23 protein-coding genes and 1 tRNA gene are annotated in these 24,454 nt (G+C 67.5%); 13 read left to right on the top strand and 11 right to left on the bottom strand.

The genetic code is table 11. From position 1 onward, the window contains the following. Positions 1-16 precede the first annotated feature (16 nt). From secF to yajC, 3 genes are all read right to left on the bottom strand, one after another. Positions 17-970, bottom strand: coding sequence for a protein translocase subunit SecF (secF, locus tag FK527_RS07420; protein WP_144731845.1), 954 nt, complete (start codon positions 968-970; stop codon positions 17-19). A gap of 29 nt (positions 971-999) precedes the next feature. Continuing rightward, a complete protein-coding gene (gene secD, locus FK527_RS07415; protein ID WP_144731842.1) occupies positions 1,000-2,895 on the bottom strand; it encodes a protein translocase subunit SecD in 1,896 nt (631 codons plus the stop codon). A gap of 67 nt (positions 2,896-2,962) precedes the next feature. Continuing rightward, positions 2,963-3,307 (bottom strand): preprotein translocase subunit YajC, encoded by a 345-nt coding sequence (gene yajC, locus FK527_RS07410; RefSeq protein ID WP_144731839.1) that lies wholly within the window; start codon positions 3,305-3,307, stop codon positions 2,963-2,965. 362 nt (positions 3,308-3,669) lie between these two features. Between yajC and FK527_RS07405 the strand changes: the two genes are divergently transcribed. Beyond that, entirely contained in the window at positions 3,670-4,311 is a 642-nt protein-coding gene (locus FK527_RS07405) for an outer membrane lipoprotein (RefSeq protein ID WP_144731836.1), read from the top strand. Between the two features lie 117 nt (positions 4,312-4,428). Here the strand turns inward: FK527_RS07405 and FK527_RS07400 are convergent, their stop codons facing one another. The 5 genes from FK527_RS07400 to FK527_RS07380 form a co-directional block, all read right to left on the bottom strand. After that, complete coding sequence (locus FK527_RS07400) at positions 4,429-4,926, bottom strand: hemerythrin domain-containing protein (RefSeq protein WP_144731833.1); 498 nt, start codon at positions 4,924-4,926, stop codon at positions 4,429-4,431. A 497-nt stretch (positions 4,927-5,423) separates the two neighbouring features. Further along, positions 5,424-6,191, bottom strand: coding sequence for an ABC-type transport auxiliary lipoprotein family protein (locus tag FK527_RS07395; protein WP_144731830.1), 768 nt, complete (start codon positions 6,189-6,191; stop codon positions 5,424-5,426). After that, a complete protein-coding gene (locus tag FK527_RS07390) occupies positions 6,188-7,156 on the bottom strand; it encodes an MlaD family protein (RefSeq protein ID WP_144731827.1) in 969 nt (322 codons plus the stop codon). The genes FK527_RS07395 and FK527_RS07390 overlap by 4 nt, the downstream gene beginning before the upstream one ends. After that, on the bottom strand, positions 7,156-7,968 hold the full coding sequence (locus FK527_RS07385) for an ABC transporter ATP-binding protein (RefSeq protein WP_246072717.1): 813 nt from the start codon (positions 7,966-7,968) through the stop codon (positions 7,156-7,158). Before FK527_RS07385 ends, FK527_RS07390 begins: the two co-directional genes overlap by 1 nt. Positions 7,969-8,022: 54 nt before the next feature. Beyond that, complete coding sequence (locus tag FK527_RS07380; protein ID WP_144731821.1) at positions 8,023-9,153, bottom strand: MlaE family ABC transporter permease; 1,131 nt, start codon at positions 9,151-9,153, stop codon at positions 8,023-8,025. Between the two features lie 198 nt (positions 9,154-9,351). On the opposite strand from FK527_RS07380, the gene FK527_RS07375 reads away from it, so the two are divergent. The 6 genes from FK527_RS07375 (at position 9,352) to thiL (ending at position 17,288) form a co-directional block, all read left to right on the top strand. Then, entirely contained in the window at positions 9,352-11,025 is a 1,674-nt protein-coding gene (locus FK527_RS07375) for a GMC family oxidoreductase (RefSeq protein ID WP_144731818.1), read from the top strand. Positions 11,026-11,146: 121 nt separating this feature from the next. Beyond that, positions 11,147-11,581, top strand: coding sequence for a Co2+/Mg2+ efflux protein ApaG (apaG, locus tag FK527_RS07370; RefSeq protein WP_144731815.1), 435 nt, complete (start codon positions 11,147-11,149; stop codon positions 11,579-11,581). A 122-nt stretch (positions 11,582-11,703) separates the two neighbouring features. Further along, complete coding sequence (locus FK527_RS07365) at positions 11,704-13,659, top strand: site-specific recombinase (protein ID WP_186298407.1); 1,956 nt, start codon at positions 11,704-11,706, stop codon at positions 13,657-13,659. A gap of 98 nt (positions 13,660-13,757) precedes the next feature. Beyond that, positions 13,758-15,047, top strand: coding sequence for a cation:proton antiporter domain-containing protein (locus FK527_RS07360; protein ID WP_144732067.1), 1,290 nt, complete (start codon positions 13,758-13,760; stop codon positions 15,045-15,047). Further along, positions 15,037-16,161, top strand: coding sequence for a YbdK family carboxylate-amine ligase (locus tag FK527_RS07355; RefSeq protein WP_144732064.1), 1,125 nt, complete (start codon positions 15,037-15,039; stop codon positions 16,159-16,161). Before FK527_RS07360 ends, FK527_RS07355 begins: the two co-directional genes overlap by 11 nt. A gap of 38 nt (positions 16,162-16,199) precedes the next feature. After that, positions 16,200-17,288 carry a thiamine-phosphate kinase gene (gene thiL / locus FK527_RS07350; RefSeq protein WP_144731809.1) on the top strand — a complete coding sequence of 363 codons (1,089 nt, stop codon included), beginning with the start codon at positions 16,200-16,202 and terminating at the stop codon, positions 17,286-17,288. A gap of 338 nt (positions 17,289-17,626) precedes the next feature. Here the strand turns inward: thiL and FK527_RS07345 are convergent, their stop codons facing one another. From FK527_RS07345 to FK527_RS07335, 3 genes are all read right to left on the bottom strand, one after another. Then, positions 17,627-17,926, bottom strand: coding sequence for an addiction module antidote protein (locus FK527_RS07345; RefSeq protein WP_144731806.1), 300 nt, complete (start codon positions 17,924-17,926; stop codon positions 17,627-17,629). After that, positions 17,923-18,219 carry a type II toxin-antitoxin system RelE/ParE family toxin gene (locus tag FK527_RS07340; RefSeq protein ID WP_144731803.1) on the bottom strand — a complete coding sequence of 99 codons (297 nt, stop codon included), beginning with the start codon at positions 18,217-18,219 and terminating at the stop codon, positions 17,923-17,925. The genes FK527_RS07345 and FK527_RS07340 overlap by 4 nt, the downstream gene beginning before the upstream one ends. A gap of 325 nt (positions 18,220-18,544) precedes the next feature. Further along, positions 18,545-18,620 (bottom strand) — tRNA-Arg (locus FK527_RS07335). Positions 18,621-18,740: 120 nt separating this feature from the next. On the opposite strand from FK527_RS07335, the gene FK527_RS07330 reads away from it, so the two are divergent. The 6 genes from FK527_RS07330 to FK527_RS07305 all read left to right on the top strand — a co-directional run bounded on the left by FK527_RS07330 (position 18,741) and on the right by FK527_RS07305 (position 24,353). Continuing rightward, complete coding sequence (locus tag FK527_RS07330; protein ID WP_186298405.1) at positions 18,741-19,658, top strand: hydroxymethylglutaryl-CoA lyase; 918 nt, start codon at positions 18,741-18,743, stop codon at positions 19,656-19,658. A 13-nt stretch (positions 19,659-19,671) separates the two neighbouring features. Next, a complete protein-coding gene (locus tag FK527_RS07325) occupies positions 19,672-20,208 on the top strand; it encodes a YbaK/EbsC family protein (protein WP_246072707.1) in 537 nt (178 codons plus the stop codon). A gap of 4 nt (positions 20,209-20,212) precedes the next feature. After that, positions 20,213-20,533, top strand: coding sequence for a DUF1289 domain-containing protein (locus FK527_RS07320; RefSeq protein ID WP_144731797.1), 321 nt, complete (start codon positions 20,213-20,215; stop codon positions 20,531-20,533). Continuing rightward, positions 20,530-21,168 (top strand): 2-hydroxychromene-2-carboxylate isomerase, encoded by a 639-nt coding sequence (locus tag FK527_RS07315; RefSeq protein WP_144731794.1) that lies wholly within the window; start codon positions 20,530-20,532, stop codon positions 21,166-21,168. The genes FK527_RS07320 and FK527_RS07315 overlap by 4 nt, the downstream gene beginning before the upstream one ends. Positions 21,169-21,361: 193 nt before the next feature. Beyond that, the gene (locus FK527_RS07310) at positions 21,362-23,020 is read left to right on the top strand and encodes an MFS transporter (protein ID WP_144731791.1); all 1,659 of its coding nucleotides are present in this window, start codon (positions 21,362-21,364) and stop codon (positions 23,018-23,020) included. A gap of 337 nt (positions 23,021-23,357) precedes the next feature. Next, positions 23,358-24,353, top strand: coding sequence for a porin (locus FK527_RS07305; RefSeq protein ID WP_144731788.1), 996 nt, complete (start codon positions 23,358-23,360; stop codon positions 24,351-24,353). Positions 24,354-24,454 lie beyond the last annotated feature (101 nt).

Below are 24,454 nucleotides of genomic sequence, written 5' to 3'. Positions count from 1 at the left end.
CCCTCGGCCTCTGCCGTCACACCACGGCGCCGGCGTTCGGATCGTTCGGATCGCCCTCTTTTTTCTTCTCGCCCGAAACCAGGTCTTCGCGCTTCACGCCCAGCCACATCGCGATCGCCGCGGCCACGAACACCGAGGAATAGATGCCGAACAGGATGCCAATGGTCAGCGCTAGCGAAAAGTAGTGCAGGCTGGGTCCGCCGAAGAAGAACATCGACAGCACCATGGCCTCGGTGCTGCCGTGCGTGATGATGGTGCGGCTCATGGTGCTGGTGATCGCGTGGTCTATGACCTCGGGCGTGCTCATCTTGCGGTATCTGCGAAAGGCCTCGCGGATGCGGTCGAAGATCACCACCGACTCGTTGACCGAATAGCCGAGCACCGCCAGCACCGCGGCGAGCACCGAGAGCGAAAACTCCCACTGGAAGAACGCAAAAAAGCCCAGGATGATGACCACGTCGTGCAGGTTCGCAATGATCGCGGCGACGCCGAACTTCCACTCGAAGCGAAACGCCAGGTAAATCACGATGCCCACGACCACCACGGCCAGCGCCATGAGGCCGCCGCGCACCAGCTCCTCGCCGACCTGCGGGCCCACGAACTCGGTGCGGCGCAGCTGCACGGACGGGTCGCTGGCCTTGAGCGCGCCCAGCACCTGCTCGCTTTGCTGCGCCGAGCCCACGCCCTTTTGCACCGGCAGTCGGATGAGCACGTCGCGCGCGGTGCCGAAGCTTTGCACCTGCACATCGGCGTAACCCAGGCGCGCGACCGCTTCGCGCACCTGCGCGAGGTCGGCAGGCTGGCTGTAGGCCACTTCCATCACGGTGCCGCCCGTGAATTCGACCGACAGGTGCAGGCCGCGCGTGAGCAGAAAGAACACTGCGAGCGCGAAGGTGATGAAAGAGATCGCGTTGAACACCAGCGCGTGGCGCATGAACGGGATGTCTTTGCGGATGCGGAAAAACTCCATGGCTTGTTCCTTGGATGCCTGGGTCGGCCTTATTTCGATGCGTTCGCGGGATTCGTGGCGCTCTGGTCGGCGTCGGGCTTCCAGACCTGGCCTATGGCCACGCTCTTGAGCTTTTTCTTGCGCCCGTACCAGAGGTTCACGAGGCCGCGCGAGAAGAACACCGCCGAGAACATGCTCGTCAAGATGCCTATGCAGTGCACCACGGCAAAGCCGCGCACCGGCCCCGAACCAAAGGCCAGCAGCGCCAGGCCCGCGATCAGCGTGCTCACGTTCGAGTCCAGAATGGTCGCCCAGGCGCGCTCGTAGCCCGCGTGGATCGCCGCTTGCGGCGCCACGCCCGCGCGCAACTCCTCGCGGATGCGCTCGTTGATGAGCACGTTCGAGTCGATCGCCATGCCTATGGCCAGCGCCATCGCGGCGATGCCCGGCAGCGTGAGCGTGGCCTGCAGCATCGAAAGCACGGCGATCAGCAGCAGCACGTTCACGGCCAGCGCGATGCTCGAGAACACGCCGAACAGCATGTAGTAGGCGCACATGAAGACGGCGATCGCGAGTAGCCCCCAGACCACGCTGTGGATGCCGCGCTCGATGTTGTCGGCGCCCAGGCTCGGGCCTATGGTGTATTCCTCGACGATCTCCATGGGCGCGGCGAGCGAGCCCGCGCGCAGCAGCAGCGCGGTGTCGTTGGCCTCGGCCGTGGTCATGCGCCCGGAAATCTGCACGCGCCCGCCACCGATCTCGGTGCGGATCACGGGCGCCGTGACCACCTCGCCCTTGCCCTTTTCGAACAGGATGATGGCCATGCGTTTGCCCACGTTCTCGCGCGTCACGTCGCGGAAAATGCGCGCGCCCTTGGCGTCGAGCGTGAGGTTCACCGTGGGCTCCTGCGTCTGGCCGTCGAAGCCGGGCTGCGCGTCGGTGAGGTTGTCGCCCGTGAGGATCACCTGCTTTTTCACGATCACGGGCTGGCCTGCGCGGTCCAGGTAACGCTCTGAGCCAAAGGGCACGGGCCCAGTGCCGGCTTCGGCGGCGCGCGCCTCGGCGCTCTCATCGACCATGCGCACTTCGAGCGTCGCAGTGCGGCCCAGGATGTCCTTGGCCTTGGCGGTGTCTTGCACGCCGGGCAGCTGCACGATGATGCGGTCCAGCCCCTGCTGCTGGATCACCGGCTCGGCCACGCCAAGCTCGTTGATGCGGTTGTGCAGCGTCAGGATGTTCTGCTTGAGCGCCTGCTCCTGCACGCGCCGCGCGGCCTCGGGTTTGATGGTCAGCGTCAGCTGAAAGCCGTTGGCGTCGGGCGCGCTGCTCGCCTGCAGTTCGGGGAATTGATCGGTCACCAGGTTGCGCACCGCCGCCAGCGTGGCTTCATCGGGAAGCCGCACTTGCACCGCCTGCCCGTCGCGACGCACGCCGCCGTGGCGTATCCCCTTGTCGCGCAAGCTGGTGCGCAGGTCGCCGGCGAGCGCCTCGGCGCGCTTGGTCAGCGCGGCCTGCATATCGACCTGCAGCATGAAATGCACGCCGCCGCGCAAGTCCAGCCCCAGGTACATGGGGCGCGCATGCAATGCAGTGAGCCAGGCCGGCGAGCGCGACACCAGGTTCAGCGCGACGATGTAAGGTGGGTCGCTCGGGTCGGGCACCAGCGCCTTTTGCAGCACGTCGCGCGCCTTGAGCTGCGTGTCGGTGCTGTCCAGGCGCACGCGCAGCGAGTTGCCGTCCAGGCTCACGAGGTCGGGCGTGATGCCTGCGCTTTGCAGCGCTTGCAAGGCGCGCTCTTGCACCTGCGCATCGACCTTCAGGCTCGCCTTGGCCGGCGAGACCTGCACGGCCGGGGCTTCGCCAAAGAAATTCGGCAGCGCGTACAAAACGCCCACCAGCAGCACGACCACCAGGATCGCGTACTTCCAGACCGGGTAACGGTTCATGAGATCGCTCGCAGACAGCGGGGGCAGGGCCCCATAGAACGCAGGAAAAGGTGTGCGCGTACCGGGCTTACTTGCCCGTGCTCAGCGTGCCCTTGGGCAGCACCTGGGCGACGGCGCTGCGCTGCACCTGAATTTCTACGCCGGATGCCACTTCGAGGTGCAAAAAGCCCTCCGACAGGCGCGTCACCTTGCCGACCAGGCCGCCCGAAGTCACGACCTCGTCGCCCTTGGCCAGCGCTTCGATCATGGCGCGGTGCTCTTTCTGGCGCTTCATCTGCGGGCGGATCATGATGAAGTAGAGCACCACGAACATCAGCACCAGGGGCATCATGCCCGTGAGCGAGGACATCAGATTGCTGCCGCCGGCAGTGGCGGCCGGCGCGGTCTGGGCAAAAGCAGAAGAAATCAGCACGGAACGAACTCCAGCGAGACGGTGGTAAAACCCCGGCGCACGTGGGCTGTGGGCCGGCGCGGGGCAGGAAACGGCGCATTGTATGCGGGGGCCTGGCGGGGCAGCCCTCGGGCATGCCCTTGCGGACAGGGGCTCTATGCCGCTGTCGGCAAGCGCCGTGGAAAAGCGCAAACGCAGGGGTGGCATCGTGCGCGGGGCAAGCTGCGGGGCCCCTGCACGGCTGCGTCGGGGTGCGGCTGCCAGGCTGCCGGCGATGGCTGCGTGCGCCGTGGACAAAGTGGGCGTGTGTCGTCGCGCCGGCGCCCTGCGGCGTTAGGATGCTTCTGTCTTGCAGTTTTTTTACTTCACACGAAAGGCATCCCATGCGCCGTCAACGCCTCCTCCCCCTCGTCGCAGCCCTGTGGGCCCTGGCACCACTGGCCCAGGCGCAAACCGCTGCCCCAGCCGCTCCCAGTGCTCCCCTGTCGCCCAAGGCGCAGTACGCGGCGGACAGCAAGCAGGCCAAGGCCCGGTACGACCAGGACTTGAAGCTCTGCGCCAGCGAGCCCACGTCCGCTGGCCGCATGCAATGCAAACGCGACGCCAAGGCCGAGTACGACAAGGCCCTGGCCGAAGCCAAGGCCCGCTCGGGCGTGACGCCGGCCAAGTCGAGCGCCGCCGCGCAGCCGGCCTGCGCCGACTGTGGCAAAGTCATTTCCGTACGCCAGATCGAAAAAGAGGGTGAGGGCAGCCCTGTGGGCCTGGTGGCTGGGGGCGTCGCAGGCGCCTTGCTGGGCAACCAGGTGGGGGGCGGCACCGGCCGCACGCTTGCTACCGTTGCAGGAGCTGCCGGTGGCGCCTACGCGGGCCGGGAGATCGAAAAGAAGATCAAAACCCACACCGTCTGGGCCGTCACCGTGGAATTTCCGCGCAGCGGCAATGCGGTCTATGAATTCCAGAGCGACCCGGGCTTTCGCGTAGGCGAGACGGTGCGCAGAACCGACAACAGCATCACCCGGCCCTGAGAACAGGTTCCGAGGCCATCCCGGCGCGGGCCTGCGGGGCCCGCCCGGTTTGCGGGTTCGATGTGACGACGACCATGTGCGCTGCGGCAGTGCGCCGCCAGCGCCCACAGCGTCCGCTCATGCACTCTCTGCTTGCGCCTCAGGCTCTGTGCAGGTGGCGCCGCCGCAGCCGTGGATCAGCCCCTGCGGCAGGGCTTCGGGCGCGTGCACGGTGCCCGTTGCCGGATCGAAACCCACGCGGCGCAGGTGCAGCGCCAGCGCCGCATCCATGGCCTGCGTATGCTGTGGAAACCATTGCGCGAGTTCGCCCACCAGGGCGCGCACCATCGCCGGTTCGCCCTGCGCGAGCCGCGCCGCACCCTCTTGCAACACTTGCAGCACCACCTTGTGCTGGGTGCTGTGGCAGTTGCCCGAAGCAAAGCGGGTTGCCTCCATCCAGGCATCCTCGCGCGCGAAATGCGCCTCGGTGTGCGCCACGAGCGCCTTCCAGGCCGCGGGCAGGCGTGCTTCGTCGGCCGCGTCCACAGCGGCGAGCAGTTCGACGAATTCGCGGTGCGTGTCGTCCATCAGCGGCAATTCCAGCGCCAGGGCATCCGACCATTCGAGTGCGGCCATGTTCGATCTCCTTGCAGTCCAATCCGGGCGCGCAGCTTAGGGAAAGCCGCGCGTCGGGGTATTGATGCAGGTCAGGAAAATTGGGGTCAGATTCCAATTTCATCCAAGGTGCAGGGATCGCGCCGGAAATTGGAATCTGACCCCAATTTATGCAATTTCCGCGCTGCAAAGGCCGAGCGCAGCGAAGGCCCGTGTGGTATCCCCGCCCTTCTGTATGCGCCGAGGAGCGCAGCGCCCGGCGGGAAAAGGGCGCGCGATGTTTGAGCGAAGCGCAGCGCAGCGAGTTTCGCGCGACCCCGCCGGGTGCGAGCACCGCAGGTTGCCCTGACCGCCGAGCAGGCGGGCAGGGACGCAGACAGTAGGGTCGCCTTCTTTTGCCTACTTTTCTTGGCGAGACAAGAAAAGTAGGTGCGCCGCCGGGCGCAACTCCCGGCACCCGCCCTTTGCCCCTTCACCTTCGCAAATAATTGGAATCTGACCCCAATTTCGGTTCCCGATCACCGCCCCCATTGCCGTAGCCAGGTGTCGATTTCCTGCGCGGCTTGCTGCGCGGCTTCGGCGAGGGCGCGGGTGCCGCCGGCGGCATCGGGGCTCGCGGCGGGGCGCTCTATGATGAAGACGCGCTGGCCCAGCAGGGCAACGCCTGTGGAGCGCGGCTCGACCAGGGTGGCGCGCAGGCGCAAAAGGCCCACGCTGTCGCTGGGGCTTTGGAAGACCTGGCTGAATTCTTCGAGTTCCACGCGCAGCACGGCGGGGCGCGGCGCGCTCAGTGCGGCGGCGTCGTTGGCGTCGAGCAGCGCGCGGTGGCGGCCCAGCTCGGCGCGCAGGCGCTGCTGCACGAGCTGCGCGGGCGGCTGGCTCCAGCGCGCGAGCGTGTAGGGGCGCAGCTGCTGCGCGTTGGCGTAGGCCAGGCGGTACAGCACGGCGCTGCTGCCGTCGGTCAGGCCGCCGGCCTGCACCTCGGCCAGCGCCAGCGCTGGCAGCGCCGTGGTGCTTGCGGCTTGGGCAGGGGCCGAGGACGGCGCTGCGGCAGGCGCCAGGGACGGGGCTGCGGCAGGCGCCAGGGACGGGGCTGCGGCAGGCGCCAGGGACGGGGCTGCGGCAGGCGTCGCAGGGGGGCCGAAGTCATACATCAAGGGGCGCTGCGCTGGCGCTGGCAGGCCCGTGCAGGCGCTCAGGGCCGCGACCAGAAAAATTGCATGAAAAAAGGCTTTTGCGCAGGTATGGCTGGAACTGCTAACTATCATTTCAGGAGAAATCTTCATGGCTGGGCTCCGATGGCTGCGGCGGGGGCGGCAAAGTCGGGTTCGCCCGGCCCGGGCGGGGCGCGGCCGGGGCCGAAGAGCAGCACCTGCGGGTTGTCGGAGATGTTGCCCGCGACGCGCCCGAGCTGGCGCGCGGTGCGTGCGCTTTCCTCGGTGGCGCGGTTGATGCGCGGCAGGGTGCTGCCGCCGAACTGCTCGGCGGCGCGCGCGAAGGCCTGCGTCCCCAGCGTGATCTGGTCTATGGCGCCGCCCGCGGCGTTCAGGCGCTCGGTGGTCTGGCGGGCCTCCTGCGCGAGCGCTGCCACGCCACTGCCGGCCTGCTGCACGGCGCTCAAGGTTGCGGGCAGGCCCGCGAGCGCCGGGTCTATGCGCTGCATCAGGATGCCGTCCACATGCGCGGTCAGGGTGCGTAGCTGGCCCGCGGTCTGGCCGATCTGGTCGATGGCGTTGCGGATCAGCAGCTGGTTTTCGTCGCCCAGCAGTTGGTTCAGGCGGCGCGTGTTTTCTTCGATCTGGTGCAGGATGAGGGGTGCCTGCTCGGCGATTTGGCTCACGGGCGAGCTGCGCAGCGGCAGGCGCGGCAGGCCACTCGGGCCCGGCGGCAGCGGCGGCAGCGGCTTGTCGGCGTCGTCGAGCAGCACATGCGCAAGGCCGGTCACGCCCTGGTAGTTGAGCATGGCGAAGGTGTTGGCGCTGATGGGCGTCTGTTCGTTCACGGCGAGGCGGATCAGCACGTTGCCCTTGGCCTTGGGGTCGAAGCCTATGCGCGTGACCTTGCCCACGGCCACGCCCTTGTAGCGCACCGCCGCCTGCGGCTGCAGGCCGCTCACGCCGTCGGGGGTGGAGAGCTCGTATTCCTTGTAGTTCGCGTTGTCGCGCGTGAGCCAAAGCACCAGGCCCGCGAGCATGGCCAGCATCACGAGCACGAAGACGCCGGCGGCGATGGCATGCGATTTGTTTTCCATCAGGCCTCCTGAGGGGAAGTGGGGGCGGCGGGCGCCTCGGGCGCCAGCGCGAGCAGGGCGCGGCGCCCGCGTTCGCCGCCGAAAAATTCGCGCACGAACGGATGTGCAAAGTGCACCACCTCGCGCGGCGCACCGGTGACGATGACCTTTTTGTCGGCCAGCACGGCCACGCGCGTGCTCAGCGCGAACAGCGTGTCGAGGTCGTGCGTGACCATGACCACCGTGAGCCCTAGCGACTGGTGCAGCGCGCGCAGCAGCGTGCAGAATTCGTCCGAACTGCTCGGATCGAGCCCTGCGGTGGGCTCGTCGAGCAGCAACAGCGGCGGGTCCATGATGAGCGCACGCGCCAGCGCTACGCGCTTGACCATGCCGCCCGAGAGGTCGGCCGGCATGCGCGTGGCGTGCGCGGGCTGCAGGCCCACCATCTGCAGCTTGACCAGGGCCGCGTCGCGCACCAGCGCGGCGGGCAGCGTGCCGAGCTCCTGCAGCGCAAAGCCCACGTTGCCGAGCACGTCGAAGGCCGAAAACAGCGCGCCGTGCTGGAACAGCATGCCCACGCGGCTCGCCGCGCCCTCGCGCCCCATCTCGGCGGCGGGGTGGCCCAGCACCGTGACGCTGCCGCGCGTGGGCCGGGCCAGGCCCAGCATCTGGCGCAGCAGCACTGTTTTGCCCGTGCCCGATCCGCCCACGAGCGCGAGGATCTCGCCGCGCTGCACCGTGAGGTCCAGGTCCTGGTGCACGGCAAAGGCGTTGGCGCCCGTGCCGAACACCGTCCACAGGCCGCGCACCTCGACCACGGCTGCGGCGGGCAAAGCCGCTGCGGCCGGCGCGCCGGGTGTCTGGCCAGGGCTTGGCGTGGGCACGGCTCAGATTCCTATGTTCTTGAACGCCACGGCGAACAGCGCATCGACGAGGATCACCATGGTGACCGAGGTCACGACCGAGGCCGTCGTGCCTTCGCCCAGGCTCTGCGTGTTGGGCTTCACGCGCAGGCCCCAGTGGCAGCCTATGAGCGCGATCAAAAGGCCGAACACCACCGATTTGCTCAGCGCGAGCGTCAGGTTCGAGAATTTCACCGCGGCGGGCATGGCCTGCACGAAATACGCGGGCGAGACGCCCATGGACACGTCGGCCGCGAGCATGCCGCCGGTCAGCGCCGCGAGCGTGGTCCACACGCTGATGAGCGGCATGGCCAGCGCGAGCGCGAGCGCGCGCGGCAGCACCAGGCGAAAGCCGTGCGGGATGCCCATCACGCGCATCGCGTCGAGCTCTTCGGTCACGCGCATGACGCCGATCTGCGCCGTGATCGCCGAGCCCGAGCGCCCCGCGACCAGAATCGCGCCGAGCATGGGGCCGAGCTCGCGGATCAGCGAAATGCCCAGGATGTTGACGATGAACGACTCGGCGCCGAACTGGCGCAGCTGCAGCGACAGCAGATAGGCCAGCACCACGCCGATCAAGAAACCCACGAGCGCCGTGATCGGCAAGGCCGTGGCGCCCATGCGGTACATATGCCCGGAGATGTCGCGCCAGGGTGCGCGGCGCGGCGCGCGCACGAGGCGCAGCATGTCGAGCGCGAGCTGCCCCAGGAGTTCCAGCAGCTGCAGCGCGTGGCCCAGCGCGCGCAGCACCAGCACGCCCAGCCAATCGATCTGCGCGGCCGCGCTCCAGCGCGCGGGCGGCGGCGCCTCGGCCGTGAAGCGCGCGACGCGCTCGAACATGCCGCGCTGTGCATCGGTGAGCTGCAGGCGCTGCGGCCAGGCGCGGCCCCAGTGGTTCCACAGTAGCTGCGCGCCGACGTGGTCGAGCCACTGCAGCCCGCGCAAGTCCCAGCCCGGCGCCTGCGCTCCTTGCGCCGGGCAGGCGCGCAACTGCGCCTGCAGGACGCGCCACTGCGCACGCTGCCCGAACTCGGCCGCACCCCAGCGCCCCAGCAGTTGGGCGCAGGGGCCTTGCGGCGTATCGACCAGAAGGATGCGGGGGGCGGCGTCGCTCATCGGAAAAGGATGGTAACGAACTTGTGTGCCTGAGCGGGCTGGCGGGTTTCGGTGCCCGCAGGAATTTGAGCCAAATTGGCCTTCTGCCCGCGTACAGCTTGCCTCGGCAGCTATTTGTTAGATAGCTTTCGCGGCAACGAGACAAGCCGGGCCGCCGCAGCGCTACCATCTTGGCAGACCTTCTTCCCTCTCTCTGCCATGAGCGACACCACCTTCGACTACATCGTCATCGGCGGCGGCACCGCCGGTGCCCTGCTGTGCAAGCGCCTGAGCGCCGACGGGCGCAGCCGCGTGCTGCTGATCGAGGCCGGGCGCAAGGACGACTATCCCTGGATCCACATCCCGGTGGGCTACCTCTACTGCATAGGCAACCCGCGCACCGACTGGCTCTACCAGACCGAACCCGAGCCCGGTCTCAACGGTCGCCAGTTGCGCTACCCGCGCGGCAAGGTGCTGGGCGGCTGCAGCAGCATCAACGGCATGATCTACATGCGTGGTCAGGCGCGTGACTACGACCAGTGGGCCGCGCTCACGGGCGACGCGCGCTGGCGCTGGGACGCAGTGCTGCCCTACTTTCGTCGCCATGAAGACCACTGGCGGCTCGACCGCCCCGAGACCGCCAGCGAAGACTTCGCGCGCCTGCACGGCCACCGGCGCCTGGGCAGCACGGGTGAGTGGCGCGTCGAAAAGCAGCGCCTGCGCTGGGACATCCTCGACGCCTTCGCGCAGGCCGCGCAGCAGGCCGGCATCCCCGCGACCGACGACTTCAACCGCGGCGACAACGAGGGCGTGGGCTACTTCGAGGTCAACCAGAAAGGCGGCTGGCGCTGGAACACCGCCAAGGCCTTTTTGCGCCCCGCGTGCTACGGCCGGCCGAACTTCGAGATGTGGACGGGCGCGCAGGCGAGCCGCCTGCTCGTGCAGCGCCAGGCCGACGGCAGCCTGCGCTGCAGCGGCGTGCAGGTCTGGACGGGCCAGGAGATGGTCACGGCGCACGCGGCGCGCGAGCTCATCCTGAGCGCGGGCGCGATCAACTCGCCGCAGCTTTTGCAGCTCTCGGGCATAGGGCCGGGCGCGCTGCTGCAGCGTCACGGCATCACCGTGCTGCACGATCTGCCCGGCGTGGGTGCGAATCTGCAGGATCACTTGCAGATCCGCGCCGTCTTCCAGGTGCAGGGCGCACGCACGCTCAACACGCTGGTCCATTCGCTCTGGGGCAAGGCGCGCATAGGCCTCGAATACGCGCTGTGGCGCAGCGGCCCCATGAGCATGGCGCCCTCGCAGCTCGGCGCCTTCACGCGCAGCCGCCCTGAACTGCCGCACCCCAACCTCGAATACCACGTGCAGCCGCTCTCGCTCGACGCCTTCGGCGAGCCGCTGCACCGCTTCCCGGCCTTCACCGCGAGCGTGTGCAACCTCAACCCCACGAGCCGCGGCACGGTGCAGATCCGCAGCGCGCAGTTCACCGACGCGCCCGCGATCGCGCCGCGCTACCTGAGCACGCCCGAAGACCGCCAGGTGGCGGCCGACAGCCTGCGCGTGACGCGCCGCATCGTCGCCCAGCCCGCGCTGCAAAAGTACCAGCCGCAGGAATGGAAGCCCGGCCCGCAGTACCAGAGCGACGAGGAGCTCGCACGCCTCGCGGGCGACATCGCGACCACCATCTTCCACCCCGTGGGCACGACCAAAATGGGGCGCGCGGACGACCCCATGGCCGTGCTCGATGCCGAGCTGCGCGTGCGCGGCGTGGCCGGCCTGCGCGTGGTCGATGCGGGCGCCATGCCCAGCATCACGAGCGGCAACACCAACGCCCCCACGCTCATGCTGGCCGAGAAGGCTGCCGAGTGGATCCTCGCGGCACGTGGGCAGTGAGGCGTGCCATAAGACGAACAATGCTGCGAGCAGGTGCGCGGCCCTCGGGCAGGCGCACGCGGCGCGCGGGCAATGCCGGCCGGCCGTGCAGGCTCCTGGCCTGCGCCGTTACCATCGCCGCATGTCCAAGCCAGAGCCCCAACACCTCCATTCCGCGTACCGCTTCGCCGTCGTGGCCGAGCCCGAATACCTGCCCGAAGAATCCTCGCCCGGCGCGGGCCTGTACCGCTTCGCCTACACCATCACCATCACGAACACCGGCACCGCGCCCGCGCAGCTGATCGCGCGGCGCTGGGTCATCTGCGACGCGCACGGCCACACCGAAGAGGTCAAGGGCCTGGGCGTGGTCGGCCACCAGCCGCTGCTGCAGCCGGGCGAATCGTTCCAGTACACGAGCGGCTGCAGCCTGCGCACCGCGAGCGGCACCATGCACGGCCACTACTTCTGCGTGGGCGAGGACGGCACGCCGTTCGACTGCGAGATTCCCCTGTTCGTGCTCGAAGCGAGCGACCCCGACGCGCCCGGCACGGGCGCCAAAGGAAGGGTTTTGCATTGACGAGGCGCCGCCACGCCCCCGATCTGGCCGAGCTGCTCGCGGCGCTGGAGGCACCCGCGCCGCCGCAGCCCGACACGCTGCTGGAGCCGCAGGCCGGGCTGGTCGCGCGCCACCTCTGGCTGATGGGGTTGCTCGCCTGGGTGCGTGGGGCGCAGGATTCGGTGCCCGCGGCGCTTGACCGGCTGGGGTTGTTCATAGCCGCCGTGCAGGCCCGCCCGCCGCTGCGCGCACGCCTGCAAGCGTGCTGGGCCTTGCTGCTCGAGACCGTGGACGTGACCACGCTGCTGGCCGACTTCGGCTTCGCGCCGCGCACGGCGCTGCTCAGCGAGCTCGGCGCGCGCCTGCGCGAGCGCCTGTTGCCGCACAGCCCCGAGACCATAGACGCGGCCGAGCTGTTCACGCTTGCGTTGCCGAGCGCCTTCGATGCGCAATGGCTGCAGGCGCTGGATGCGGAAATGCTCGCGCGCTTGCAGGGGCTTCTGAAGCCAATCACTGAAGCAACACCCGAGGACGCCCAGACGCCAAGCCCGCAAACCGAAAGCCCGCAAGATGCCGCCGCCGGCCCCACGCTGTGGCAGCGCACGCTGCTCGACGCCATGACCTACTGCGCGGGGCAGATTCTGGCGACCGGCTTCGCGCCCGAGCTGCGCCTGCGCATGAGCGCGCAGGCGCGTGGGCAGCAGCCTTTTCATGCGCTGATCCGCGACGTGGAGAGCCTGCGCGTGGAAGTGCTGCACCCCTTGCGCACGCCCGAGCGGCTGCAGGCCACGGCGCAGCAGCTGCGCGCGCGCCTCGAAGCCTGCCGCGCCGCCGCAGCCACGGTGTATGCGCATTTCGAGGACGAGGGCATTTCGGTCGGGCTGGTGTTTCGCCTGCGCCAGCTGCGCGAGCGCATCGTGCGCGTGCGTGCCCTGCTCGACTGCGTGCTTGCGCCACAGCGCGCGCAGGCCGCCGCGCGCCTGCTGGCGCAACTCGTGCAGGTGCAGCAGCAGCGGCGCAGCCTGCGCGCGCTGTTGGCCACCAATGCCTCGCTGCTGTCCGCGCGCATCGCCGAGCGCAGCGCCGAAACGGGCGAGCACTACATCACGCGCACCGCGCACGAATACCGCGCCATGCTGCGCATGGCCGCAGGCGGGGGCGCGCTCATGGCGCCGACCACGCTGCTCAAGTTCGGCATCTACGCGCTCGCGCTGCCACCGTTCTGGGGTGGCTTCTGGGCGGGCATGAATTACGCGCTGAGCTTCGTGCTGATCCAGCTGCTGCACTGCACCGTCGCGACCAAGCAGCCCGCGATGACCGCGCCGGCCATGGCCGCCAAGCTGCACGAGCTCGGGGCCGGGGAAGCGGTGGAGTCCTTCGTCGATGAGGTCACGCACCTCGTGCGCTCGCAGGTGGCGGCGGTGCTGGGCAACGTGCTCGTGGTGTTTCCGGCGGTGCTGGCGCTCGCGGCGCTGCTCGCCTGGGTCACGGGCGCGCCGGCCATCAGCGCCGCGCAGGCCGGGCATGTGCTGCAGTCGCTGCATTTGCTCGGGCCATCGCTGCCGTTTGCGGCATTGACGGGCGTGCTGCTCTTTGCCTCCAGCATCGTCGCAGGCTGGGCCGAAAACGCCTTCGTGCTCTACCGGCTCGACTCGGCGCTGCGCTTCCACCCCGGCATCACGGCGTATCTGGGCAGCGCGCGGGCGGCGCGCTGGGCGCAGTTCTTGCGCCACAACGTCTCGGGCCTCGCGGCGAACGTGTCGCTGGGCTTCATGCTCGGTTTGGTGCCCGCGCTTGCAGGGTTTTTTGGTTTGGGTCTGGACGTGCGCCATGTCACACTCTCCACGGGCCAGGTGGCCGCGGCTTGTGCCGCGCTCGGCTGGCAGGTGTTGCAGCAGAGCGCTTTTTGGTGGGCGCTGGCCAGCTTACCGCTGATCGGCGCGCTCAACGTGGGCGTGAGTTTTTACCTGGCCCTTCGTGTGGCGCTGCGTGCGCGCAACGTCACGGGCGTGGAGCGCGCACGCATCTACGCCGCGCTGCGCGCGCGCTGGCGCCGCGCGCCGCTGAGCTTCTTCCTGCCGCCGCGCAGCGCGGCCTGAGCGGCCCCTTTCGGCCCCTGGGCTGGCGCGATGCGCTCCCCGGCGGCGCTACTGCGGCGCCCGCGCTTGCTGAAAAAGAAAGGAGTTTGCACAAGATGATGAACGCCATCCTCGACTTCTGGGCGCAGTGGCTGCGCCCCTCGGCCGGGCTGCCGGTGGTGCAGTGGTCGCTGCTGCTGGCCGTCGCGGCGCTGGCGGGCTCGTGGTGCCAGCGCTTCACCGGGCTGCCGCAGGTGCTGGGCTACGCCGCGGTCGGCACGCTCGCGGGGCTCGCGGGCTTCAACGGCGCGGTCTGGCCGCTGCAGGGCATCGCGCTGTTCCTGCTCGAATTGAGTCTGGCCGTGGTGCTGTTCGAGTGCGGCGGGCGCATCCCGCTGCGCTGGTTTCGCCACAACCCCATGGTGCTCGCGCAAAGCCTGCTCGAGTCGGCGCTGACCTACTTTGCCGTGGATGGCGCGCTGCGTTGGCTGGAGGTGCCGGCGCAGGTGGCCGGGCCGCTCGCGCTCGTGGCACTGGCGGCCTCGCCCGCGGTGCTCGTGCGCGTGGTGGCCGACACGCGCGCCACGGGCCCGGTGACCGACCGCGCCACGGTGCTCGCCACGCTTTCCACGCTGTGGGCGCTGGCGCTGGGCTCGGCGCGTGCCGAGCAGATGAACCGCCCGAACGAGGGCCTGCTGGGCGCAGTCCTGCCCGTGCTCATGGTGCTGGGCGTGTCCATCGCAGTGGCGGCGCTGCTCGCGCTCGTGCTGCGCCTGGCGCTGCGCTGGATGAGCCCCACGGGCGAGAACACCGCCGTGCTGCTGCTCGCGCTGATCGCCGCAGCCGCGGCCGTGGCCGCGCATCTGGGCGGCTCGGCGCCGCTCGCGGCGCTGCTCGCAGGCATGCTGCTCAAGCAGATTTACCCGCGCCCCTGGGCCTGGCCGCGCCAGCCGGGCAGCGCCGCGACGCTGCTGGGCATGCTGATGTTCGTGCTGGTCTCGGCCGTGGCCGCGCAGGCCGACTGGGATGCAGTCGTGACCCAGCTCGCGCTCACGCTCGTGGTCGTGCGCATGTTGGCGAAGATCGTGGGCGTGGCGCTGGGCAAGGTGGGCAGCGGCGCGAGCTGGAAGCAGGCATTTTGGGTGGGTGGCGCGCTCACGCCCATGTCTGCCGTCGCGCTGCTCTTGGTGTCGCAGTTCGCGAGCGCCGCGCCGGACACGGGCGCGCAGATCGCGCGCGTGGCGCTGCCGGCGATTTTGCTCATGGAGCTGTTGGGCGCAATGATCGCCACCGTGGCGCTCTACCGCGCGGGCGAGAGCCCCCGGCCCTTGGCGCCCCTGGCGCCGCTCGCGCGGCGCGTGCCGGGCAACGGTGCACGTGACAACAAGGGAGATGACCATGCCGCTTGAGCCTTTTTCGCATTCCGAGCCGCTGACGCTGGGCGTGGAGCTGGAGCTGCAGCTCGTGAGCACGCACGACTACGACCTCGCGCCCTACGCCGAAGACATGCTGCGCCTGGTGCGCAAGACCGCGCTGCCCGGCAACGTGGTGCCCGAGATGACGAGCAGCATGATCGAGATTTCCACCGGCGTGTGCCACACGGCCGGCGAGGTGCTGGGCCAGCTCGGGCAGATCCGCGACGCGCTCGTGCGCAGCGCCGACAAGCTCAACATCGCCGTGGTGGGCGGCGGCACGCACCCCTTCCAGCAGTGGCACGAGCGGCGCATCTACGACAAGCCGCGCTTTCGCGAGCTCTCCGAGCTCTACGGCTACCTGTCCAAACAGTTCACGATCTTCGGCCAGCACGTGCACATCGGCTGCCCCGACGCGGACGCCGCGCTGCTCATGCTGCACCGCCTCTCGCGCTACATCCCGCACTTCATCGCGCTGTCGGCGTCCAGCCCCTACGTGCAGGGGCACGACACGGCCTTCGACTCGGCGCGGCTCAATTCGGTGTTTGCGTTCCCGCTCTCGGGGCGTGCACCCTTCGTCTTGACCTGGGACGGGTTTGCGCAGTATTTCGACAAGATGACGCGCACCGGCGTGGTCAAGAGCATGAAGGATTTTTACTGGGACATCCGCCCCAAGCCCGAGTACGGCACGGTAGAGATCCGCGTCTTCGACACGCCGCTGACCATAGAGCGCGCCGCCGCGCTCGCGGGCTTCGTGCAGGCGCTGGGCGCGTGGTTCCTCGCCGAGCAGCCCTTCATGCCCGCCGAGGACGACTACCTCGTCTATACCTACAACCGCTTCCAGGCCTGCCGCTTCGGACTCGAAGCGGTCTATGTCGATCCGGCCAGCGGCGCACATCTGCCGCTGCGCGAACACCTGCTGCTGACCATGGAGCGCATCGCCGGGCACGCCGCGGCGCGCGGCGCGACGCCCGCGCTGCAGCTTTTGCGCAGCCAGGTCGAAGCCGGCCAGAACGACGCGCGCTGGCTGCGCGAATGCCAGCAGCGCGAGCAACTGCTCGCCGAGGTCAGCCGCCAGGCCGCGCTGCGCTTTCGCGGTGCGGCGGTGTGAGCCGCGCGCCAGGAACGGAAAAACCAAGGAGCCAGCGCATGGGAGAGTTCGAGCTGATCGCGCGCTATTTCACGCGCCCCGTGCCTGCACCCGCGCCGGGCGCAGCGGACACGGCGGGCCGCGTGGTGCTGGGCGTGGGCGACGACTGCGCGCTGCTCGCGCCCGCGCCGGGCATGCAGCTGGCCGTCTCGAGCGACATGCTGGTCGAAGGCCGGCATTTCTTTGCCGACGTCGCGCCCGAGCGGCTCGGGCACAAGGCGCTCGCGGTGAACCTGTCCGACCTGGCCGCGTGCGGCGCGCGGCCGCTCGCGTTCACGCTGGCGCTCGCGCTGCCCGAGGCGAATGAGGACTGGCTCGAAGGCTTTGCGCGCGGCCTGTTCGCGCTGGCCGACGCGCACGGCTGCGCGCTCGTGGGCGGCGACACCACGCAGGGGCCGCGCAACTTGTGCATCACCGTGTTTGGCGAGGTGCCCGCAGGCCAGGCACTGCTGCGCAGCGGCGCGCGGCCCGGCGACGAGGTGTACGTGAGCGGCACGCTCGGCGACGCCGCGCTTGCGCTCGCCGCGCTGCAGGGGCGCTTGCCAGCGCACTGGCGCCTGCCGAGCGCCGTGCTCGCCGCGGCGCGCGCGCGCCTCGAGCAGCCCACGCCGCGCGTCGCATTGGGCCTGGCGCTGCGCGGCGTGGCCAGCAGCGCGATCGACGTCAGCGACGGCCTGCTCGGCGACCTCGACCATATCCTGCAAGCCTCGGGCGTGGGCGCTTGCATAGACTGCTCGATTACTACTACGTTGATAGCTGCTTACGCTGATTTGACGGGCGCTAGAGGCCAATTTGACTCTGAATGTGAGCCTGAAATCGACGCTGAATTCCTGCGCCGCTGCACGCTCGCGGGCGGCGACGATTACGAGTTGCTCTTCACCGCCGCACCCACCCAGCGCGCCGCCGTCGCCGTCGCAGCGCAGGCCAGCGCCACGCCGGTCACGCGCATAGGACGCATAGAGGCCGCGCCGGGCCTGCGCCTGGTCGATGGCGCAGGGCGGCCCGTGCCGGCGCGCTACGCTTCGTTCGATCACTTTGCTGCAAGCAGCGCAGGGACGATTTCCAATTCCAAAGCGGAGGCTGGGTGAGCGACGGGGCTGGCAGCGAAGCCCGAGTTGTCCGCCACGGTCGGACGTTGCTGTCGCTGCGGCGCATTTACAGCCGGGGCTTCCAAGGATCGATGGACACGCAAGTCGCACGGGACATGGGCATCAAGAAATAATGGTGCGGCTGGCGGGGATCGAATTCTTGAAGCAGGGTATTCCTCCTTCCTACTGCGGCTTGGAGCCGGTTGGATTTGCCAGGGTTTTGCTGGCTGATTAACGCAACGGACGTGCGGCGAACCCCAGAGCCGACGGCGCTCCTATCCCGTGAGTTGGAACAGCTTGGAAGTGGCTGTGACCAGCCAGCGACCAGACAAGGTCTGTCAGTGGGAGTGTGCCGCAGGGCGGATATTCAGTTCAAAGCCCAAGGCTCTGATCACCTTGAACAGCGTATCGGAGCTAGGCGCCCGCTCACCCGAGAGGCTCTTGTAAAGGCTCTCGCGTGAAAGACCTGTGTCGCGGGCCAACTGCGTCATGCCACGCGCCTTGGCAATGTCCCCCAAGGCAGCAGCCAGCAATGCGCTATCACCCTCCTCCATCACGACAGTGAGGTACTCCGCCATCTCCTCCTCATTGGTGAGGTAGTTGGCTGCATCGAAAGTACGGGTCTTCAACTTGCTCATAGGTCAATCTCCTTGGCCAATGCCTGCGCGGCTGCAATGTCCTTTTGCTGGGAGGACTTCTCACCACCACCCAGCATCACCACCAACACTTCACCCCGCTGCACGTAATACATACGCCAACCGGGACCGAAAAACTCCCTCATCTCCCACACGCCTTCACCCACGGGCTTGACATCACCCAGGTTCCCCTGTGTCGCCTTCCGCAAACGTGCAACCAGTCTCACTCGCGTTCGCATGTCTCGCAAGCCTGCAAGCCAGCTGCTGAAGCGCTCAGTTTCAATGACGGTGAACATGGGCTCGATTGTATCCAGCAGGCTACATGTGTACAAGGACTGGAGCCCGCTCCCTCAGCTACCCGGTTTCCAACATCTGATTAGCAGGTGTTGACGCCGACCGAAAACTGAGCCACTTTTTGGTGTGATGCCGATCCAAATTTGAGCCAGGTGTTTTACCTACCCTGCTGTTTTTTGCAGCAAGGGACGCAAGAGGGTGATCACCATGGACATGATTGGCAAGATAAGGTGGATGCATCGCCGAGACAGAGGACCAGAAACAAAAACGCCAACCCGATCGGTTGGCGTTTTGTGAAGGTTTTGCTTGCTAAAACCGTGTGAGGGGTGGCGCGGCTGGCGGGGATCGAACCCACGACCCTTGGCTTCGGAGGCCAATACTCTATCCACTGAGCTACAGCCGCGAGCCGCCGATTGTCGCAGAAACGGCGGTGCGGCCGCCCTGCTGCCCAGCGGAACTTTGGCAATCGGCGAAAATGACCGCAAAGTCCTTTTATCCCTTCGTTTTTTGCCGGAAATTCCCCATGCCCACCGCCTCCTACCCCTCCCGCGTGAAGCTCGTCGATGTCGGCCCGCGCGACGGTCTGCAAAATGAAAAGTCGCCCGTGCCTGCGGCGGTCAAGATCGAACTCGTGCACCGCCTGCAGGACGCGGGTCTGCGCGAGGTCGAGGTGACCAGCTTCGTGAGCCCCAAGTGGGTGCCGCAGATGGCCGACAACGCCGAGGTGATGGCGGGCATTCAGCGCAAGCCCGGCGTGCGCTATTCGGTGCTCACGCCCAACCTCAAGGGCTTCGAGGCGGCGCTCGCGAGCCGGCCCGATGAGGTCGTGGTGTTCGGCGCGGCGAGCGAAGCCTTCAGCCAGAAAAACATCAACTGCAGCATCGCCGAGAGCATCGAGCGCTTTGCGCCGGTAGTGGAAGCAGCGCGCGCTGCCGGCATCTACGTGCGCGGGGCGATTTCCTGCGCCGTGGGTTGCCCCTACGAGGGCGAGGTGGCGCCCGAGCGTGTGGCCTACGTGGCGCAGCTGATGAAGCAGATCGGCGTGCAGCACGTGGGTGTGGCCGACACCATAGGCGTGGGTACGCCGCTCAAGGTGCAGCGCGCGATCGAGGCGGCGCTGCAGCACTATGCGCTCGACGACGTATCGGGCCACTTTCACGACACCTACGGCCAGGCGCTCGCGAACACGCTGGCGGCGCTGGCGCTCGGTGTGTGGCAGTTCGACACTTCGGTGGCGGGTCTGGGCGGCTGCCCTTACGCCAAGGGCGCGACCGGCAACGTGGCCACGGAGGACGTGGTCTATATGCTGCACGGCATGGGCATAGAAACGGGCATCAACCTCGACAAGCTCATCGACGCGGGCGTGTATATCAGCGATTTTCTGGGCCGCAAGACGCAGTCGCGCGCGGCCACGGCGATCTTGAACAAGCGCGCCGGGTAGAGAAGTCATGAACATGATGCAGCCAGCACAGGACCTGCAAAAACTCCCCGAGGGCGTGCAGCGCGTCAGCGCGCAACTGCAGGCGCTGGGGCACGCGCAATTGCCGCGCATGTTGGACGATGCGGCGCGCACGGCGCAGCAGGCGGCGGATGCGCTGGGCATCCTCGTCGGGCAGGTGGCCAAGAGCATCATCTTCCGGCGCAAGAGCGACGATGCCGCGGTGCTCGTGATCACCTCGGGCGACCGGCGCGTCGATGAGCGCAAGGTGGCGGCGCTCGTGGGCCCCATAGGCCGCGCCGACGCCGACTTCGTCAAGGCGCGCACGGGCTTTTCGATTGGCGGTGTGGCGCCGATCGCGCATGCCACGCCGCCCGTGACGCTGATCGACCGTGATCTGCTGCGCTTTGCCGAGGTCTGGGCCGCCGCAGGGCATCCGCACGCAGTGTTCCCGCTGCACCCGAGTGAGCTGCAGCGCTGGACGGGCGCCCCCGTTGTGGACGTGGTGGTCGATGCTGCTTCCGATGGGGCAGCTGGCTCAGCCAAACAATAAACACATGAACGCCGAAGAAACTACCAAACCCATAGCTGCCCGCGCAGGTCTGCTAGCGTCTGCGGGCTATTTTGATGCAGATTCCGACGAGGTCATCCCCTCGCCTTGCATCTCGGTGTGCCGCATGGCGCCCGACCAGAGCCATTGCGAAGGCTGCTTTCGCACCGTGGCCGAGATCCGGGCCTGGGCCAGCGCCGATAGCGCCGCACGCTTGGCCATCTGGGCGCGGCTCGCACAGCGCGCGGGCTTCGTTTTTCCTCCGCGCGCTGAGAGCCCTGTGTCGGAAAACCACACTGCCGAAGGCGCCTCCGCCCGCAAGCCATGAAGCACATCACTTTTTACCTCGACTTCCTCTCGCCCTACGCCTGGCTCGCGTTCGAGCGCCTGCCGCTCGCCTTGGAAGGGCTGAGCTACAGCGTGCGCTATCGGCCGGTGCTGCTGGGTGCGCTGCTCAAGCAGCACGGCAACCCCGGGCCGGGCGGCATTGCGCCCAAGCGCGACTGGACCTTCCGCCACGTAGCCTGGCTCGGACACGCGCTGGGCATTCCGCTCAAGATGCCGGCGCGCTTTCCGTTCAGCCCGCTGCCGCTGCTGCGCCAGGCGCTGGCCTGCAGCGACGACGGCAGCGTCAACCGCTTCGTTGCGGGCACGCTGCTGCGCCATGTGTGGCAGGGTGGGCAGGACGCGCTCGATCCGCAGCGTCTCGATGCGCTCGCGCAGGCCCTGGCCGAGCAGACGCGCCCCGGCCAGAGCAGCACGAGCGAGGCGCCCAAGGCGCTGCTGCGCGCCAACACCGACGCCGCGATCGCGCAGGGCGTGTTCGGCGTGCCGGCCTTCGTCGTCGATGACAAGCTGTTCTGGGGCCTGGACAGCCTGCCCATGCTGCGCGCCTACCTTACGGGCGACGCCTGGTTCGACGGCCCCGACTGGGACGCCGTGCGCCAGTTGCCCTCGGCCTAAAAGCTGCCGACCCTGGGCCGGTCACGTCATTTCCCGCATTGCGAAATGAATGATGCGGGTTTGACCTGAGTTTGTCAGAGCCTCGTCAGTTTGGCGTCAGAGTCGGGTCAGCGGCAGCCCGAAAAATGCCATGGCTCGCGTTGGGCGTTTGGCCCCGGCGCGGATCGCATGGCTTTTTTGAGGAGACAAACCCATGGCAACCCATCCCGCCCCCCGTCCCATGACGGCCGAGGAGAAGAAGGTCATCTTCGCCTCGTCGCTCGGCACCGTGTTCGAGTGGTACGACTTTTACCTGTACGGCTCGCTCGCGGCCATCATCGCCAAGCAGTTTTTCAGCGGCCTCGATGAAGGCTCGGCCTTCATCTTCGCGCTGCTGGCCTTTGCCGCAGGCTTCATCGTGCGGCCTTTCGGCGCGCTGGTGTTTGGCCGCCTGGGCGACATGATCGGGCGCAAATACACCTTTTTGGTGACCATCCTGATCATGGGCCTCTCGACCTTCATCGTCGGTATCCTGCCCAACTATGCGAGCATAGGCGTGGCCGCGCCGGTGATCCTGATCGGGCTGCGGCTGCTGCAGGGCCTGGCGCTCGGCGGCGAATACGGCGGCGCTGCAACCTACGTGGCCGAGCACGCGCCGCACGGCAAGCGCGGTGCCTATACCTCATGGATCCAGACCACCGCGACGCTGGGCCTGTTCCTGTCGCTGCTGGTGATTCTGGGCACGCGCACGCTCATGGGTGAGCAGGCCTTTGGCGACTGGGGCTGGCGCATTCCGTTTGGCGTGTCCATCCTGCTGCTGGCCGTGTCGGTGTGGATTCGCCTGTCGCTGTCCGAATCGCCCGCGTTCCAGAAGATGAAGGCCGAGGGCAAGACTTCGAAGGCGCCGCTGTCCGAATCCTTCGGCCAGTGGAAGAATCTGAAGATCGTGATCCTCGCGCTGGTCGGCCTCACCGCGGGCCAGGCCGTGGTCTGGTACACGGGGCAGTTCTATGCGCTGTTTTTCCTCACGCAGCAGCTCAAGGTCGATGCCGTCACGGCGAACCTGATGATCGCCGCGGCGCTGCTCATCGGCACGCCGTTCTTCGTGGTCTTCGGCGCGCTGTCGGACAAGATCGGCCGCAAGCCCATCATCATGGCGGGTTGCGCACTCGCCGCGCTGACCTACTTCCCGACCTTCAAGGCGCTGACCGAAGCCGCCAACCCCGACCTCGCCGCAGCGCAGGCCAAGAGCAAAGTGGTGGTCGTGGCCGACCCGGCCGAGTGCTCGTTCCAGTTCAACCCCACGGGCACGGTGAAGTTCACGAGCTCCTGCGACATCGCCAAGCAGGTGCTGGCCGCAAATTCGGTGAGCTATGAAAACGAAGCCGCGCCCGCCGGCACGCCCGCGGTCATCAAGATCGGCGATACGGTGATCCCGAGCTATTCCTCCAAGGGCCTGCCGCCCACAGAGGTCAAGGCCAAGGATGCCGCGTTCAAGAAGGCCGTGGCCGAGACGCTCAAGGCCGACGGCTACCCGACCAAGGCCGACCCCGCGAAGATGAACAAGGGCATGATGATCGCGCTGCTGACCTACCTTGTGCTCCTGGTGACCATGGTGTATGGCCCGATCGCCGCGATGCTGGTGGAGCTGTTCCCCACGCGCATCCGCTACACCTCGATGAGCCTGCCCTACCACATCGGCAACGGCTGGTTCGGCGGCCTGCTGCCCACGACCTCGTTCGCCATCGTGGCGCAGACGGGCAACATGTACAACGGCCTGTGGTATCCGATCATCATCGCGGCCATCACCGCAGTGGTGGGCACGCTGTTCGTGCGCGAAACCAAGGACGTCGATATCTACGCCAACGACTGACCCGCGCCGCGCCCGCAGCCCAGCCCCATGGAGACAGGCCCCGCGCCTGCGCCCATGGGGCTTTTTGCTGCGGCGATGCATGGCGGGCAAGGCGCGCCCGCATCCTTCGCAATGGCTGTGCCAACTTGGGGCGGTATGCTTTTTGCAAGATTGAATGTGGTGCAAATGTTGTAAATACACGTCAAACACGCACCAACTGTCATCAAAACGTCAACAAATTTCCTGAACTACCGCACTTTTCTCTACTATCGCGCCTCGGGAAAACCCTTGAGTGGCCAAGCCAAAAACCCATGCCATTCTTTTTTTCAGCAACCAATCTTCGTTCGGAGGAAGCCCCATGAAAGCCATGACCCGCATCGCCCTTGCAGCGCTGGCTGTGGCCGGCAGCAGTGCCGCCCTGGCCCAAAGCAGCGTGACGCTCTACGGCCGTATCAACACCTCGGTGGAGCGCGAAAAAATCGGTGACACCACGACCACCAAAATGAACAACAACGCCTCGCGTTTCGGTTTCAAGGGTGTGGAAGACCTGGGTGGCGGCCTGAAAGCGGGCTTCCAGCTTGAAAGTGGGTTTGATTCGAGCACGGGCGCACAGTCGAGCACGAGCTTCTTTGGCCGCCAGAGCGAAGTCAACCTCTCGGGCAACTTCGGCATGCTGCGCATGGGCCGCTGGATCGCCGAGTCGTACTTCGCCGTGGCCGACTACGGCGTGCTCGACGCCCCGAACTACGACACCGGCAACGCTTCGGACGCGCTGTATGGTTATCTGATGCGCGACGTCAACAAGGTGGCTTACCGCACCCCGCTGTTTGCGGGTTTGACGGTCGAAGGCGCCCTTTCGATGCACGAGCGCCAGCCCGTCTCGAGCACCATTCCCGACATGAAGAACGCCTACGACCTGGCCGTGAACTGGGAAGGCGGCCCGCTGGCGCTGGGCGCCGGCTACACCAAGGTGGGTGATGCCAACCAATTTGGCCTGCGCGCACACTACACATGGGGTCCGTTCCAGATCGCCGGCTACTACCAGCATGTCAAGAACTATGACAACGACTATTTGATCAATGCTGGTTCGCGCGACGTCTATCGCATCACCGGCGGCTACACCTTCGGCGCCTCCGACGTCGCCCTGGGCTTTGCACACACGAGCAAGCTCGACCACGTGGCCAACAGCGATGCCAACCAGGTCATCCTGGGCTACAACTACAACTTCAGCAAGCGCACCAAGGTGTATGCGATCTATACCCACGTGGACAACAAGGCTGGTGCCCGCTATGCCACGGGCATCACGGGTGCCAACCTGAGCACCTTCGGCGTCGGCATGGCTCACAACTTCTAAGCATCCGCAGCATCCGCATGGCCTTGGCGCCATGCGCTCTCGCATTGCGACTCCTATTGGCCTTGCAGTCTCACGGCTGCAAGGTTTTTTTATTGCCTTGC

It is taken from the genome of Extensimonas perlucida, assembly GCF_007655255.1.
Lineage (GTDB): Bacteria > Pseudomonadota > Gammaproteobacteria > Burkholderiales > Burkholderiaceae_C > Extensimonas > Extensimonas perlucida.
Note: the sequence above shows the minus strand (reverse complement) of the source record. Positions and strands in the feature narration are given on the sequence as shown.